The sequence below is a fragment of the Streptomyces sp. NPDC002671 genome, from assembly GCF_053592475.1.
Window position 1 is genome coordinate 70,474 of record NZ_JBSFVU010000019.1, and the last position, 13,443, is coordinate 83,916.

Genomic DNA, 13,443 nt, shown 5'->3' on the forward strand with positions numbered 1-13,443 from the left:
TCACCGGCGTGCCCCGCCGGTCAGCAGCGGAACCTGCTGCGACCAGCGCGTGACCGCTTCCCACCGCTGCTCAGTGCCCGCAGCGCCGATGTCGCGGACCAGTTCCGCGAACGCCTCCCCCCGCTGGCCCGGCGCCCCGGCCTCGGTGGCGTTCTCCGCCGCCCGGCCGGACGGCGTCTCGGGGTAGGCCGCCATCACTGCGGCCAGCGCAGCCTCCACGACCGAACCCGGCCCGCACGCGTGGGCGGACGCCACCAGCGCGGCCCGCTCCCGCCAGGGCAGGAACACCGCCAACTCCCGCACCACGTCCAGCGGGTCGTCGCTGGTGTGCACCATTGTCAGAAGCCTGTTGGGGCTGCCCGCCACCTCGCGCAACGAGTCCGCCTCCCGCCCTCCGGGCGCGTTGCCGCCCTTCAAGCGCGTCAGGCGTCGCGCGGCATCGCCGTCCCGGTGCCGGTACAACACCAGCAGCCCCGGCCCCAACTCCACCACGGCGTCCAAGAGCAGCAGCCGCTCCGCGGTCGCGCGCCGCAGCTGCCACCACCACAGCGCCCGCACCCCCGCCCGCTCCAGCCGAACCACGCTCGCGCCCACCGCCGTGAACCCGGCCGCCTCCGCCCGCGCGAGCACATCCGCCGCCGCCCCGGCCGCCACGACGTCCGGCCTCAGCCACAGCAACGCCGTCTCGGACGCGAACCGCAGCGCCTCGCCGGCTCCGAGCACCCCCACCGCCGTCGCCCAGCCCTCGCGCACCAGCGGGTCGAAGGCGTAGTGGCAACGCTTCTCCGCATCCCGTGTCAGCAGCCCCAGGTCAGGGGTGGGCATGTCTGCCCAGCCCTGGCCCGTGGCCACCACCGTCCTCACGGATGTCCTCACCGCGATCCCCTCCCGCTTCTGCCGGCCGTGTTCCGCGACCAGCACACCGCGGGTGGCGGGGACGGCCACAGGGGCCAAGGCCGTGAAGACCGTGAACGCCGGAGCGGTTGTGTGAATCCGCGTGAAACCGGATCCGGCCCGGAAGCGGCCGAAGTCGGGGACTTCTGCTTGGCGGTCCCTGCGCTCCCGTGCTTCCCCGTGACGCAGGCGGACACGGTGACGCTGGTGGGTGACGCTGCGGCACTCGCTCAATTGCCGGGTTGACGTGCGGTTTTCTTCCGGCCGGGTGGGCGGCGGACGCTGATGACGCTCTGCCGCACCATGTCTCCGGCCTGCCTATTCCTCTTCTCCCTACTCCCAGTGAGATGGGGCATGAGAGCGTCATTAGCGTCATGGTCCACAAGAAACTTGCAGGTCAGAGCCGCATCAGGCCAGGCATCGGGTGTGTCACGGATAGCGTCACCTCGGCGTCACCGACTGCCGGCTGCGACCGCCGACCCGAGCTGGCGGGCGCGCCCACCGGCTGAGTTCCGGCTCCTGGATGGGCTTCGCGTGCGACGGGTGGAGGAGGGGCCCTCGGGTCGGCGGTCTGGCGTGAGGGCACGCGGGCGGCCCGCACGTCCGGCGGGCGACGGCGGGTAGGGGTGAGCGGTGTGGGGTCTGGTTCGGTCAGTCGGGCGGGTGTCGGGTCAGGTGCCCGGGGCCGGGGCGGGGCGGAGGGTGATGAGGAAGCCGCGCCCGCTGCCGGTGCGGGGCAGTTTGCGGATGTCGATGCCGCGCTGGCGCAGCGCGGGGGGCGAGGGAGGTCAGGCGGGCGGAGAGCAGAGCGGTGGTCTTCGGCCAGGTGTCGGGGAGGGGGCCGGGCGGGCGGAGGGTGGTGTCGATCTGGCCGGTGGTGGCCTGCCATTCGGTGGTGTCGGTGGTGCTGGCCCAGCGGGTGAGGGCGGTGGCGACCGGGTCGGCGTCGAGGACGTCGTCGGTGATCTCCTCCTGGGCGCCGGTGTAGGTGGCCAGGGTGTCCCAGCCGGTGACGGCGTCCAGGGCCCAGAGCAGTTCGGCCCAGTCGGCCATCCGCGGCCGTTGGTCGAGCTGCTCTGCCGCGTCGGGCAGGCGCGCCCACACCGCGGCGGCCAGGTCGAGGAGGCCGCCGAGGATGCGGCTTTGCGCGGCGCGGTAGCGGCGCCACAGGTCGTGCTCGCTGCGCCGAGCCTTGGGGTCGATCATCTCCAGGGTGAAGGGGAGCAGGCGTTCGGCGAGGTCGGGCTGGAGGGCGCCGACGTCGATGCCGGTCAGCAGGACGGGGCGTTGGTAGGCCCAGGAGGTGACGTCGTCGTCGGTGTACATCTCGCGTTTGGCGACGGAGGCCCCGGTGACGGTGCGGCACAGGAAGTCCGAGAGCCACTGGGGGATGCCAGCGATGTTGTCCAGGCCCATGGTCCAGCCGGCCGAGGCGGCGACCGCGCCGTCGTCCTCGCTGCGGGGAACGTTGCGGACCTCAGCGCGGATCCCGTCGAGGACCCGCAGCAGTTGCCGGGCGGAGGTGGTCTTCGCGGTGCCGCGTTCGCCGTTGAAGTAGGCGACGGGGCGGGGCATATCGGGTCGCAGCCCGGCCAGCAGCCAGGCGACGGCCATCCGCCAGGACGGCTCGGCGAGCGCGGACAGCTCGCGCAGCAGCCCCAGCCCGGCCCGCCAGCCGCCCGGATCGCGTTCGGGCAGCGGGAGTTCGCCGGTCAGGCGGGTGCGCCGCCACAGCGGACCCTCGCCGACGGGCGGGGTGGTGACCGACCAGGTGCCCGGTTCGATGCACACGCTCCGGCCGTCCGGGCGGCCCAGGCCGAGCCAGGTCACCTGCTCGTCGACGGGGTCGGGGCCGATCCGCAGGTGGACCGGCTGCTCCGGGGCGTCCAGGGCGAGGGCGTCCATGGAGGCGATCGCGTCGGTGAGGCAGCCCTGGGAAGGGGGCCGTCCGGTGCGCAGGACGTAGGAGCGGTTGAGGAGTTGCCGCAGGCTGCCGGTGCCGCCGAAGCCGCCGGCGGCGCGCAGCGGGCGGGCGATCGGCGGTCCTTCGGCCGGGACGGCGTTCGCTTCCACCGTGATCCGCAGGGGTCGGGGAACCTGTGCCCGCACGTCGAAGAACGACAGGCACCCTTCGAACCTCTCGTCCATGTCCGCGGAGGCGTCGGTGATACGGGGGTTGAGCAGAACGATCGGGTCGGATCCAGGAGGCTGGACGACGGCTGCGGACCGGCCGATGCCGATCTGCGGGGCAGCCAGGCCCAGGCCCTTGCCAGAGAAGTCGTGCGCGCGGCGGATGCGCTCCATAACGTCAAGGAGCTGACCGACGACGGTGTCGATGGTTTCCCGCTCGGCAGGGAGTGCGAAGGGGCGGGCAGGGTCACGCAGGACAGGCGCGCCGTACTGAACGATGCCGAGATCGCGCATCTGCTGGCTGGGCCGCATCGGACCATCTCCCCCTTCGCGAACGGTCATGGAGAATCTGCCCCACGGCTTGTCACGAGGCGGCGCGTTTCGCCCTCAATAGGGGCGTGGTGGTGGGTGCCTGTCAGGTCGGCTCCGGCCTGTTCCCGCTGAGGAACTCGCGGGCGCCGCGGAGCCGGGTGCGCAGCTTCTGCTGGGTGGTGCGGCTGTCGAGTCGTACGTCGAGCCCGCCGGGCAGTCCCGTATCGGAGCGGCGTGCGGAGGGCAGCCGGGCGGGGTCGAGCCCGTCGCGGCGGGCGACGAGCTCGCCTAGCTCGTGGCGGCTGAGGGCGTCCGGCCCAGCGAGGTGGAACATGCCGGCAGCGTCGGACCGGGTGATCTCCCACAGAGCGGCAGCCAGGTCTGTCACGTGGACGGGGCAACGGATGTCGTCGGTAAACAAGGCGCCCTTCCGGGTGCCGTCGGCCAGCGCGTGCACCAGCCGCTCGTGCTCGGACCGGCCGTTGCCGATGATCAGGGACGTACGGGCGACGGCCGCCGTGTCGGGGCATAGGAGGCGTACGGCGGTCTCGGCGGCTGCCTTCGCGGCCCCGTAGGGGGTGAGGGGGTCCGGAAGGCAGGACTCGTCATAGCAGTCGCGGCCCGCCATGCCGGAGAAGACGGCGTCGCTGGAAACATGCACCAGGCGGATGCCGCGGCCGGCCGCAGCTTGGGCGAGGCGGATCCCGCCTTCGGCGGTGACCGCCCAGTCCGCTCCGCCGCTCGTCACGTTGATCACCACGGCCGGAGCCACCGTGTCGAGGACTTCCTCCAGGCGGAGGGGGTCGCGAAGGTCGAGGTGATGCCAGGTCGCCCCGTCGTGGTCGCCGGGGCGGGAATGGAACGTGGCGGCCGGGTGCAGGCCCGCGGACACCGCTTGGCGTACCAGCTCAGCGCCCAGGAAGCCGTTGCCGCCGATGATCAGCACAGTCATGCCGCCTCACGCTACGGGCGAGCGCCACCGCCCTGAGCCACTTCGGCAGAAATCACCGGTCAGCCCAGCCAAGGAGGTATGAGCGCCGGCCCGAACCACGCATACGGCTCCGGCCGTCGGTCGGCCTGGCCAGCCGGTCAGTGCTCGCTCCTCAGGCGAGAACGCCGCTGCGTTCGGCGAGGCCGCGGAGTTCCGTTGACGTGGGGCCGGACACCAGCAGGCTGGAGATCAAGGACTTCGTCGCCGGTCGGGCGTGGGTCTCCTGTGGAGCGCATCGCTCGGCGGCCAGCAGCGTGCGGACGCAGTCGCTGCGGCGGCCGAGGCGGTCGTAGGTGACAGCGATGTCCCCGAGGGCGCGGGAGCGACGTTCGACGCTGGGCAGTGCCGCCAGCGAGATCGTGCGAGCGGCATCGAGCGCGGCCCGGGGATCGCCTGCGTGATTCTCCGCGCTGATCCTGTGAAGTTGCACGGTAAGGGGGCTGAAGCCGCCACCGTGGTCGCGCAGCAGGGTGGCACGGCCGAGTCCCTTGGCGATGGCGGCAGCTTCGTCCGTCAGCTCCCGCATCCCGGCTCGGTCGCCTCGGCGCGCGAGGGTGTACGACGCACTCTGGACTAGGAGGCCGCGGACCGCGGCCCCGGCGCGTCCGGTGCCTCGGAGATCCGGGTGATCAGCGGCGGAGAGCGCGATCGACAGCGCTTGGTCATGCCATCCCGCCTTCCTGGCGAGGACGGCCAGCTGACGGGCGGACTCGGCGACCGCGAGGACGTCTCCCGCCGACTGGGCGAGCTGCCGTGCGCGGTCGGCGGCCATCCAGTGGGGGGACTGCACCTGCGACATCTGCGGACAGCCCCGGCGGCCGGCGATCGAGGAAGCCGAGCGCGGCATCACGTGCACGCACGAGGGAACGTGGCGGCCCGCCCCCGGTAGTTGACATGGCAGCTCAGCTCACGCCGACTGAAGCCTCGCGGCTGCCGCGTCGATCCGCGCCAACGTCCGCTCCCGGCCCAGTACCTGCGCCGACTCGAACAGCGGCGGCCCCACCGTCCGGCCCGTCACCGCGACCCGGACCGGCGCCTGTTCCCGTGCGCCGGTCCTGCGTCGTCCGATCTTCCCCACGGCCCAGTCGTCCCACACCTCATCCGGTGCGGGGCTCTGGCGCGTGCGGGGCCGTCAGCGCAGAGCGGCGCCTCGAAACATTTGGCAATCAAGTGGGGCAGAGGCGCCACAGGCATGTCGTACACGATGAGGTACGACAGTCCGGCCACGATCGATCCGGGCCCGAGTGGCGACGGACCACCAGGCAAGTAGTGACACGCATTGGACAGCGATAGACCTGATTGACTAGTTGATACATGAGTCGATAGGCTTTTCAGGTAAGCCTTGATAGGTGAACCAGGGAGACGATACCCAAACCAGCGATCCTGCAGATCATGGATACGCCACTGCTGCGTTCGGCCAGCAGCCACGACCTGACAGCCACACACGCTCTTAGCCAGACCCGTTGAGCCCGGACCCGAAATGACCTGGAGTATCCAATTGCGCAAAGAAGCCGCCAGCGAGGCAATCATCGAAGCCGCCAAGAAGGCCCTTGAGCAGGACGAAGTGATGCTGGATCCAAAGGACGCCGCCAAGGTCATCGGCTGCGGCGAGAGGTGGCTCCGAGAGGGTGCCAACCACCGCGGCTTCCCTCACCACCGCTTCGGCAAATTCCTGCGGTTCAGCCTCCAAGACTGCCGCGAAATCCGGGAGATGAACCGTGAGAAGGCCAGGCCGTCGGAACTGGCCAAGGCCCGCCGCCGCAAGGCCACCACACGTAAGTCCACTAGCGACGACCCGGGTGCGCCGACCAGCATCCGACTCAAGCCCGCTGCTTAAGGCGATTCCTGAGGGCATGTCCTGACCGCCAACCTCACCCCCACCCGCTGAACCTGTACGGTCCGGACACTCCGGATCAGATCAGCACCCCCCAGGGGCTTATTGCACACCATCAGAAATGGTGGGAAGCCTGCCCGGCTCAGCATGGATGAGAAAGACACCTCCCACACGGACGGCATCCCCACCATGGATGTCGTCTACGGCGACGCCTACGCCGTGCCGAAGCCGCAGCCGGGCACCGTGTTCGTCGTCAGCCTCGTCACAGGGCTCGCGCTCGCTGGGCAAGACGACATCCTCGTCCCGTGCCAGGAGGTCCGCGAGCGCGTTCTGCTCGTCGAGGCCCGCACCTGCCTCAAGTACGCCGCCTGAGCCTGGGCCAGGTGTCCAGGACAGTGGTGCGGCCGGCGTCGTCCTCTGCGACGTACCGGATCGTGGCCGCCGCGCCATAGCGCCTGACACAGATCGAACCGCGCATCGGCCGCCGTCTCTTGCACGCCCCACTCGGCTGTGACCGTCGCAGCGCCCTCCGCGCCGAAGCGGAGAACAACGCGGTAGACGCTCACCGGATCCGGCTCATATGCGGGCCGGTCGGCATCTCGGCGGACACATACGGCTCAGTGCCCACGCTGGGTTCGATGGCACTGCCGTGCGCGACTTTGAGTCGCCCTTCCTGCGGCCACGGATACTCCCGATGGCGTGCCGAGGTCTCCCCCGGCATCGCCACGTCCACGTGATACACCCACCGCCCATAGGCGCCCTGGTACCTGCAGCGCACCGGGCTGTAGATCCACTCATCGTCGATCTTCACCCACAGCGCGGGGCGGACCCCTGGGGGCCAGGACCACACCCGAGAAACCGGTCCGTCCGAAGGGTTCCAGGGCGGCGCCTGATCGGGCTCGTCGTGCTCGGTCACGCCTCCAGCCTATGCCGCGACCGCTGACCATCGGTCCCTGCAGATGCTGTGCCTGCGGTCGCGAGCAGCGTTCGGCACATGCCTGGAGTGGCGACCGCGAGGAGGCACGGTCCCGTCACCGTTACCTAACTCGGCGTGATCGGCGCCGGCGCCCGGGGCCCGCTCGATCAAGCCGGTAGACGCCCGTACCTCGGCCGCAAAGCAGTGCCAGCGCGACGATCACGTAGTGCGGTGGTGAGGTCGGGTAGCCGGAGACCATTGCTGATCTCCAGCCCTTGTAACGTCCTCGCTGGCGTTTCCCGCCTCCCGGCCCGATCAGGCGGGAAACTGGGAAACCAATGGGAAATCGATCATGCAAACCTAAGCGACGTACTGCACGAAGACGCAGCGAACTACCCGAACACGCATGCTGCGTCGCAGGTCAGGCGATGAGCACCTCTCTGGCCTGCCGTATCCCAGTGCAGCGGCTTCTTCTGCGGCATCAACCCGGGCCTGATGACGGCGGCGACGGGCCACCACTTCGCCCGGCCCGGCAACCGCTTCTGGCCGGTGCTGCACCTGTCCGGCTTCACCCCGAGGCTGATGAACCCCGCCGAGCAGCGCGAACTGCTGGCGTACGGGCTGGGCATCACCAACGTGGTGGCGCGGGCGACCGCGCGCGCCGACGAGCTGAGCGCCGAGGAGTACGCCGAGGGCGGCCGGCTGCTGACGGCCAAGGTGACGCGGTGGCGGCCGAAGTGGCTCGCCGTGGTCGGCGTGACCGCGTACCGGGCCGCTTTCGCGGACCGCAGGGCGCAGGTGGGTCCGCAGGAGCGGACCATCGGCGAGACCCGGGTGTGGGTGCTGCCCAACCCGAGCGGGCTGAACGCGCACTGGACGGCGGCGACCATGGCGGAGGAGTTCGCCCGGCTGCGGGACGCTGCGCTCGCCTAGGGGGTGTCTTCTGCATCAGGTCGGCCGACGGAAACGGTGCCTGGTCGGCGACGGCGGCAAGATCCAGAAGACACCCCCTAGGGCGGGTCTGTCTCCGTGACCGTGGCCAGCAGCCGGATCTCGTCGGCACCGTCACGGTCGGCGACACCGAGGGCCACCCAGCGGCCGGCCTCCTCCGCCCGCCACACGTCGAGTTCGTCGGTGTGGAGGCTGAGGGTCGCCCAGGGCTCAGGTATCTCCTCGCCGCGGCCCATGCGCACCCGCACGGTCAACTGGCCCCAGGGGGGCTGTTCGCCCCAGCGGTCGTTCAGCCGCTGCGCGATCGCCTCCCGGTACGCGTGGAAGTCCTCGGCGGCCCGCTGCCGCACCCAGGCTTGGGCCGCGCGCATCCCATGGCTCGTCTCCAACACCGCCGTGCTGTATCCGGGCCCGGCCGTGCCCATGTCCGACTTACAGTCCTCCCCCGGAAACTCGCGGGCGCACAGCAGGTCGATCACGACGAGATGCTTCGCGATGTCCATGTGATCCAGTAAAGCGGGCCCCACTGACAATTGGCGGGCCGTCAGGCGTCCCGGCGCCGCACGCACCACGCTCCCGCGCTCAGCGCCGCCGCTGCCCACAGCGCGGTCACCCCGAGCCCGGTCCAGGGGCCGAGCGCGCCGTCCCAGGTGCTGTGCAGGGCCACTTGGCCGGCCCGGTCGGGCAGGAAGTCGGCGACGCCCCCGGACAGGTCGCCGATGACGAAGGACACGATCAGCAGGAACGGGATCAGGACGGAGAGGGTCGCGACCCCGCTGCGCAGTACGGCCGCGAGTCCGGCGGCGAACAGTGCCATCAGCGTGAGGTGGAGGCCGCAGCCGAGCGCTCCGCGCAGTCCCTCGGTCCAGGTGGGACCGTCCGGGCCGAGGGCGGCCTTGCCGGCCAGCAGCGTCGCCAGACCCGTGAGGAAGCCCACGGCCAGCACCGGCAGGGCGATCGCCGTGGCCTTCGCGGCGAACCAGCGGAGCCGGTCGGGCGCGGCGGCGAGCGTCAGCCGCAGCGCGCCGCCCCGGAACTCGGCCGCAACGGCCGTCGTACCGAAGGAGATCGCGGCGATCTGTCCGAAGCTGATGCCGAAGAACACCGAGAACAACGGATCGGTGTCGTCGGCGTCGGCGGAGGCGAGCGCGGAGAACGCCACGGTGGTGACGAGGACCGCGGCCAGGCTGCCGACGAGCGGGCGCAGCGTACGGATCTTGATCCACTCGGCGTGCAGAACGGGGAGGAAGGGCATGGTCAGGCCTCCTGGGGCTGGGCGGTGAACTCGGCCTCCGCCGCGGTCAGATCGAAGTAGGCCTGCTCCAGGGTGGCTTCCTGGGCGGCCAGTTCCAGTACGGGGACGCCCGCCTCGGACATGAGGCGGCCCAGCTCGTCCACGCGCGCGTGGCGCACGGTCCACGTTCCGTCCTCGTCCCGGGAGGCGTCGTGGCCGTGCCGGGCGAGCAGGTCGCCGAGCGCGGTGGCGTCGGTCGTACGGATCCTCACCTGGGGCCGTACGCGCGCGTGGATGAACTCCTGGACGGGGGTGTCGGCGAGGAGGCGGCCCCGGCCGAGGATCACGAGGTGGTCGGCGAAGGCGGCGGTCTCGTTCATCAAGTGGCTGGAGACCAGGACCGTACGGCCCTGCGCCGCGAGCCGGCGCAGCAGCGTGCGGATCCAGACGATGCCCTCCGGGTCGAGGCCGTTGGCGGGTTCGTCCAGCAGGATCACCTCGGGGTCGCCGAGCAGCGCGGCGGCGATGCCGAGGCGCTGGCGCATGCCGAGGGAGTACGTCTTCACCCGGCGCCGGGCCACCGCGGCGAGTCCGGTCTCCTCCAGGACCGTGTCGACCCTGCGGAACGGGATGCGGTTGCTCGCCGCCAGGGCGCGCAGATGGTCCCGCGCGGTGCGGGAGCCGTGCGCGGCCCGCGCGTCCAGCAGGGCGCCCACCCGGCGCAGGGGGTCGCGGAGTTCGGCGTAGGCGTGGCCGCCGACGGTGGCGCTGCCGGAGGTCGGCCGGTCGAGGCCGAGGACGAGCCGCATGGTGGTGGACTTTCCGGCGCCGTTGGGGCCGAGGAAGCCGGTGACGCGGCCGGGGCGGACGCTGAAGGTGAGGTGGTCCACGGCCCGGCGGGTGCCGTACTCCTTGGTGAGGTCTCGTACGTCGATGCTGGTCATGGCACCAGCCTGGCCGGGCGTGCGGCTCGGTTCCTCCCCCGCCGGTGGAGTTCGTCTCCCCCGTGCGGGGGAGGTCCGTTGTCGGTGCTGCCTGCGACGATGCCTCTATGGCCCGCTTCCTGCGCCCGCTGCTGCGGGGGACGACGTACACACGCCTGCTGCATCTGTGGGTGCCCATGCTGATCGTGAGTGTGTGGCTCTTCATCGACTTGTCGACTCCCTGGATGCCCGCACTGCTGCTCGCTCCGGTCGGTCTCCTGCCCGCCGTGCGCATGGGCGAGGGCGTCCAGGCGCGGCTGCTGCTGACGCCGGGCGAGGAGGAGCCGGGCATCTCCGTGACGCCGTCGGCGACCTGGCGGGACCGGCTGCGCACGGTGCTCTGGCTGGAGCTGCGGATGGTCCTCGGTGCGACGGCCATGTTCGCCTCGGTGTGGCTGCCGGTGCTCACCTACGAGCTGGCGAAGTGCGCGTGGGGACGGGCGCCTTCCGGTGTTCCGCTGCTGGACCGGCTGCCGCCGGACCGGGTGTACGCCCTGCTGGCGCCGCTTCCGCTGCTCGCCCTGTACGGCGTCGTCGTCGGGCTCGGCGAGCTGATCACGGCGTGTGCGCGCCGGCTCCTCGGGCCGTCGGCCGCCGAGCGGCTGGCGGCTCTGGAGGAGCGCACCGAGCAGTTGCTCGAACGCACCCGCATCGCACGGGAGTTGCACGACTCCATCGGGCATGCCCTGACGGTGGCGGTGGTGCAGGCGGGTGCCGCGCGGGCGGCGGGCGATCCGGCGTTCACCGACCGGGCGCTGGAGGCCATCGAGGAGACCGGCCGGGCCGCCCTCGCGGACCTGGATCGAGTCCTCGGGGTGCTGCGCGAGTCGGACCGGCCGGCGAGCGCCCGGCCGACGCTGGCCGACGCCGGCCGCCTCCTGGATTCCGCGCGCGCCTCCGGCGCCACGGTGGACGCCGAGGTGACGGGGCCCGTCGCGGCGGTGCCGGGGCTGGTCTCGCGGGAGGGGTACCGCATCCTGCAGGAGGCGCTGACCAATGTGCTGCGGCACGCGGGGGCCGTACCCGTGCGCGTCCGGGTGTCCGTGGCGGAGGGCGCCCTCGCCCTGGAGGTCCGTAATCCGCTTCCGGCCGCGATACCCGGGCCCGGGCGGGGCAGCGGGCTGCGCGGCGTACGGGAGCGGGCGGAACTGCTCGGGGGCAGCGCCCGCACCGGACCGGACGGGGGCGACTGGCAGGTGCGCGCGGAGCTGCCGCTCGGCTGATCTACGCTGGCCGGATGCCGGTCACCGTTCTCCTGGTCGACGACGAACCCCTGGTCCGCGCGGGTCTGCGCGCCGTGCTGGAGGCCCAGCCCGACATCGAGGTGGTGGGCGAGGCTGCCGACGGTGCGGCGGTCATCCCGCTGGTGCGCCAACTGCGGCCGGACGTAGTCGCGATGGACGTCCGCATGCCGCTGATGGACGGGATCGAGGCCACGCGCGCGGTGCTGCGCACCGTCGACGCACCGCCCAGGATCCTCGTCGTGACCACCTTCGAGGACGACGAGTTCGTGTACGAGGCGCTGCGCGCGGGTGCCGACGGGTTCCTCCTGAAGCGGGCCCGGCCGGCCGAGATCGTGCATGCGGTGCGGCTGGTGGCGGAAGGCGAGTCGCTGCTGTTCCCCGCGTCCGTACGCCGGCTCGCCGCCCGGTACGGCGGCGGCGAACCCGCGGCGCCTGCACCGCTGGCGGAGGCCGGGCTGACGGAGCGGGAGGCGGAGGTGCTGCGGCTCATGGCGCGGGGGCTGTCGAACGCGGAGATCGCCGCCCGGCTGGTCGTCGGCACGGAGACGGTGAAGTCGCATGTGAGCGCCGTGCTGGCCAAGCTCGGGGCGCGCGACCGCACCCAGGCCGTGATCGTCGCCTACGAGTCGGGGTTCGTCGCGCCGGGCTGAGTCACGAGCGCTGCCGGGCCGGCGGAACCCGGCACTCGCCGGGGTGGGCCGGGCCGAGTACGATCCGCCCCAACACGCCCGCTAGCTGGGAGGACGGACGGTGGGGCAGCTGACCGGCGGCGATCCCTCGCTGCTGCGAAGGATCAATTCCGCGGTGGTGCTGCACGCGCTGCGTGCCACTGACTGCACGACGCTCACCGAGATCACCCGGGTCACCGGACTGTCGCGGCCGACCGTCGAAGGGGTCGTCGAAGGGCTCATCGAGGCCGGGCTGGTCGTGGAGGCGGCGGCCGACGACGGCACCGCACGCCGCCAGGGGCGGCCCGCCCGCCGGTTCCGGTTCCGGGCCGAGGCGGGGCATCTGCTGGGCCTGGAGATCGGGGCGCACCGGGTCGCCGCGCTCCTGTCCGACCTGGACGGGCGGGTGCTGGGCACACAGGCCAAGGAGGTCGACGAGACGGCTCCGGCCGACGAGCGGCTGGATCGGCTGCGCGGCGCGGTCGCGGAACTGCTGCGGCGGGCCGGGGTGGCACGCGGCTCGCTGCGTGCGGTGGGCGTGGGCACGCCGGGCATCGTCGAGGCCGACGGCACGGTACGGCTGGGCACGGCCCTGCCCGAGTGGACGGGCCTGAGGCTCGGCGAGCGGCTGAGCCGTTCCTTCAAGTGCCCGGTGCTGGTGGAGAACGACGCCAACGCGGCGGCTGTCGCCGAGCACTGGAAGGGCGCGGCGACCGAGTCGGACGACGTGGTGTTCGTGCTGGCCGGGCTGAGCCCGGGGGCGGGTTCGCTGATCGGCGGGCGGCTGCACCGGGGTTATGGCGGGGCGGCCGGGGAGATCGGCGCGCTGCATCTGCTGGGCCGCGAGGAGACCCCGGAGACGCTGCTGTCCACCACGGACAAGCCGGTGCATCCGCTGGACGAGCAGGCGGTGGCCGAGGTGTTCGCGCTGGCCCGGGAGGGCGACCAACGGGCGCTGGCGGCCGTCGAGCGGTTCATCCAGCGCCTCGTCCACGACGTGGCCGCGCTGGTGCTGGCCCTCGACCCGGAGCTGGTCGTCATCGGCGGCTGGGCGGCCGGTCTGGACGGCGTACTGGAGCCGCTGCGCCGCGAACTCGCGCGCTACTGCCTGCGGCCCCCGCAGGTCGCCCTGTCCCTGCTGGGCGAGGCGGCCGTGGCCACGGGGGCGCTGCGCTTGGCTCTGGACCACGTTGAGGAGCAGCTGTTCGCGGTGGAGGGCACGGTGACGGCCCGCCGCTGACCGGGGCGAGCGGCGGCGGCCCGGGCGGACAGGGGCTGCCCGCACA

15 protein-coding genes and 1 pseudogene are annotated in these 13,443 nt (G+C 72.1%); 7 read left to right on the forward strand and 9 right to left on the reverse strand.

Going from position 1 to position 13,443, the window contains the following annotated elements:
* Nucleotides 1–825 (reverse strand): nucleoside-diphosphate kinase, encoded by an 825-nt coding sequence (locus ACWD35_RS27595; RefSeq protein ID WP_451354001.1) that lies wholly within the window; start codon nucleotides 823–825, stop codon nucleotides 1–3.
* On the opposite strand from ACWD35_RS27595, the gene ACWD35_RS27600 reads away from it, so the two are divergent.
* Nucleotides 824–991, forward strand: a complete 168-nt coding sequence (locus tag ACWD35_RS27600; protein ID WP_451354002.1) for a hypothetical protein — start codon at nucleotides 824–826, stop codon at nucleotides 989–991. The two genes, ACWD35_RS27595 and ACWD35_RS27600, sit on opposite strands and share 2 nt — an antisense overlap.
* A 554-nt stretch (nucleotides 992–1,545) precedes the next feature.
* Here the strand turns inward: ACWD35_RS27600 and ACWD35_RS27605 are convergent.
* From ACWD35_RS27605 to ACWD35_RS27620, 4 genes and pseudogenes are all read right to left on the reverse strand, one after another.
* Nucleotides 1,546–3,336, reverse strand: coding sequence for a peptide deformylase (locus tag ACWD35_RS27605; RefSeq protein WP_451354003.1), 1,791 nt, complete (start codon nucleotides 3,334–3,336; stop codon nucleotides 1,546–1,548).
* A 103-nt stretch (nucleotides 3,337–3,439) separates the two neighbouring features.
* Nucleotides 3,440–4,288: an SDR family oxidoreductase gene (locus ACWD35_RS27610; RefSeq protein WP_451354004.1), complete on the reverse strand. Its 849-nt coding sequence runs from the start codon at nucleotides 4,286–4,288 to the stop codon at nucleotides 3,440–3,442.
* Between the two features lie 151 nt (nucleotides 4,289–4,439).
* On the reverse strand, nucleotides 4,440–5,117 hold the full coding sequence (locus ACWD35_RS27615; RefSeq protein ID WP_451354005.1) for a hypothetical protein: 678 nt from the start codon (nucleotides 5,115–5,117) through the stop codon (nucleotides 4,440–4,442).
* A 117-nt stretch (nucleotides 5,118–5,234) separates the two neighbouring features.
* Nucleotides 5,235–5,372: pseudogene (locus ACWD35_RS27620) on the reverse strand (glutamate--tRNA ligase); the annotation flags it as partial.
* Between the two features lie 435 nt (nucleotides 5,373–5,807).
* On the opposite strand from ACWD35_RS27620, the gene ACWD35_RS27625 reads away from it, so the two are divergent.
* Nucleotides 5,808–6,164 carry a hypothetical protein gene (locus ACWD35_RS27625; RefSeq protein WP_451354006.1) on the forward strand — a complete coding sequence of 119 codons (357 nt, stop codon included), beginning with the start codon at nucleotides 5,808–5,810 and terminating at the stop codon, nucleotides 6,162–6,164.
* A 144-nt stretch (nucleotides 6,165–6,308) separates the two neighbouring features.
* The gene (locus ACWD35_RS27630) at nucleotides 6,309–6,533 is read left to right on the forward strand and encodes a hypothetical protein (protein WP_451354007.1); all 225 of its coding nucleotides are present in this window, start codon (nucleotides 6,309–6,311) and stop codon (nucleotides 6,531–6,533) included.
* Between the two features lie 190 nt (nucleotides 6,534–6,723).
* Here the strand turns inward: ACWD35_RS27630 and ACWD35_RS27635 are convergent, their stop codons facing one another.
* Nucleotides 6,724–7,077, reverse strand: coding sequence for a hypothetical protein (locus ACWD35_RS27635; RefSeq protein ID WP_451354008.1), 354 nt, complete (start codon nucleotides 7,075–7,077; stop codon nucleotides 6,724–6,726).
* Between the two features lie 480 nt (nucleotides 7,078–7,557).
* Between ACWD35_RS27635 and mug the strand changes: the two genes are divergently transcribed.
* Nucleotides 7,558–8,010: a G/U mismatch-specific DNA glycosylase gene (gene mug / locus ACWD35_RS27640; RefSeq protein ID WP_451354114.1), complete on the forward strand. Its 453-nt coding sequence runs from the start codon at nucleotides 7,558–7,560 to the stop codon at nucleotides 8,008–8,010.
* Nucleotides 8,011–8,087: 77 nt separating this feature from the next.
* Here the strand turns inward: mug and ACWD35_RS27645 are convergent, their stop codons facing one another.
* From ACWD35_RS27645 to ACWD35_RS27655, 3 genes are read right to left on the reverse strand one after another with little or no spacing between them, the layout of a single operon-like run.
* Nucleotides 8,088–8,531, reverse strand: a complete 444-nt coding sequence (locus tag ACWD35_RS27645) for a hypothetical protein (RefSeq protein WP_451354009.1) — start codon at nucleotides 8,529–8,531, stop codon at nucleotides 8,088–8,090.
* A 41-nt stretch (nucleotides 8,532–8,572) separates the two neighbouring features.
* On the reverse strand, nucleotides 8,573–9,283 hold the full coding sequence (locus ACWD35_RS27650) for an ABC transporter permease (RefSeq protein WP_451354010.1): 711 nt from the start codon (nucleotides 9,281–9,283) through the stop codon (nucleotides 8,573–8,575).
* 2 nt (nucleotides 9,284–9,285) lie between these two features.
* Entirely contained in the window at nucleotides 9,286–10,206 is a 921-nt protein-coding gene (locus ACWD35_RS27655) for an ABC transporter ATP-binding protein (RefSeq protein WP_451354011.1), read from the reverse strand.
* Between the two features lie 107 nt (nucleotides 10,207–10,313).
* On the opposite strand from ACWD35_RS27655, the gene ACWD35_RS27660 reads away from it, so the two are divergent.
* From ACWD35_RS27660 to ACWD35_RS27670, 3 genes are all read left to right on the forward strand, one after another.
* Complete coding sequence (locus ACWD35_RS27660; protein ID WP_451354012.1) at nucleotides 10,314–11,468, forward strand: sensor histidine kinase; 1,155 nt, start codon at nucleotides 10,314–10,316, stop codon at nucleotides 11,466–11,468.
* Between the two features lie 14 nt (nucleotides 11,469–11,482).
* A complete protein-coding gene (locus ACWD35_RS27665; protein WP_451354013.1) occupies nucleotides 11,483–12,139 on the forward strand; it encodes a response regulator in 657 nt (218 codons plus the stop codon).
* Nucleotides 12,140–12,239: 100 nt separating this feature from the next.
* The gene (locus tag ACWD35_RS27670; protein WP_451354014.1) at nucleotides 12,240–13,397 is read left to right on the forward strand and encodes an ROK family protein; all 1,158 of its coding nucleotides are present in this window, start codon (nucleotides 12,240–12,242) and stop codon (nucleotides 13,395–13,397) included.
* The last annotated feature ends 46 nt before the right edge of the window (nucleotides 13,398–13,443 follow it).

Coding starts and splice junctions, on each gene's coding strand:
- ACWD35_RS27610 (WP_451354004.1), bottom strand. CDS start 4,288: ATGACTGTGCTGATCATCGGCGGCAACGGCTTCCTGGGCGCTGAGCTG.
- ACWD35_RS27660 (WP_451354012.1), top strand. CDS start 10,314: ATGGCCCGCTTCCTGCGCCCGCTGCTGCGGGGGACGACGTACACACGC.
- ACWD35_RS27665 (WP_451354013.1), top strand. CDS start 11,483: ATGCCGGTCACCGTTCTCCTGGTCGACGACGAACCCCTGGTCCGCGCG.
- ACWD35_RS27655 (WP_451354011.1), bottom strand. CDS start 10,206: ATGACCAGCATCGACGTACGAGACCTCACCAAGGAGTACGGCACCCGC.
- ACWD35_RS27630 (WP_451354007.1), top strand. CDS start 6,309: ATGGATGAGAAAGACACCTCCCACACGGACGGCATCCCCACCATGGAT.
- ACWD35_RS27595 (WP_451354001.1), bottom strand. CDS start 825: ATGCCCACCCCTGACCTGGGGCTGCTGACACGGGATGCGGAGAAGCGT.
- ACWD35_RS27645 (WP_451354009.1), bottom strand. CDS start 8,531: ATGGACATCGCGAAGCATCTCGTCGTGATCGACCTGCTGTGCGCCCGC.
- ACWD35_RS27605 (WP_451354003.1), bottom strand. CDS start 3,336: ATGCGGCCCAGCCAGCAGATGCGCGATCTCGGCATCGTTCAGTACGGC.
- ACWD35_RS27650 (WP_451354010.1), bottom strand. CDS start 9,283: ATGCCCTTCCTCCCCGTTCTGCACGCCGAGTGGATCAAGATCCGTACG.
- ACWD35_RS27625 (WP_451354006.1), top strand. CDS start 5,808: ATGACCTGGAGTATCCAATTGCGCAAAGAAGCCGCCAGCGAGGCAATC.
- ACWD35_RS27600 (WP_451354002.1), top strand. CDS start 824: ATGTCTGCCCAGCCCTGGCCCGTGGCCACCACCGTCCTCACGGATGTC.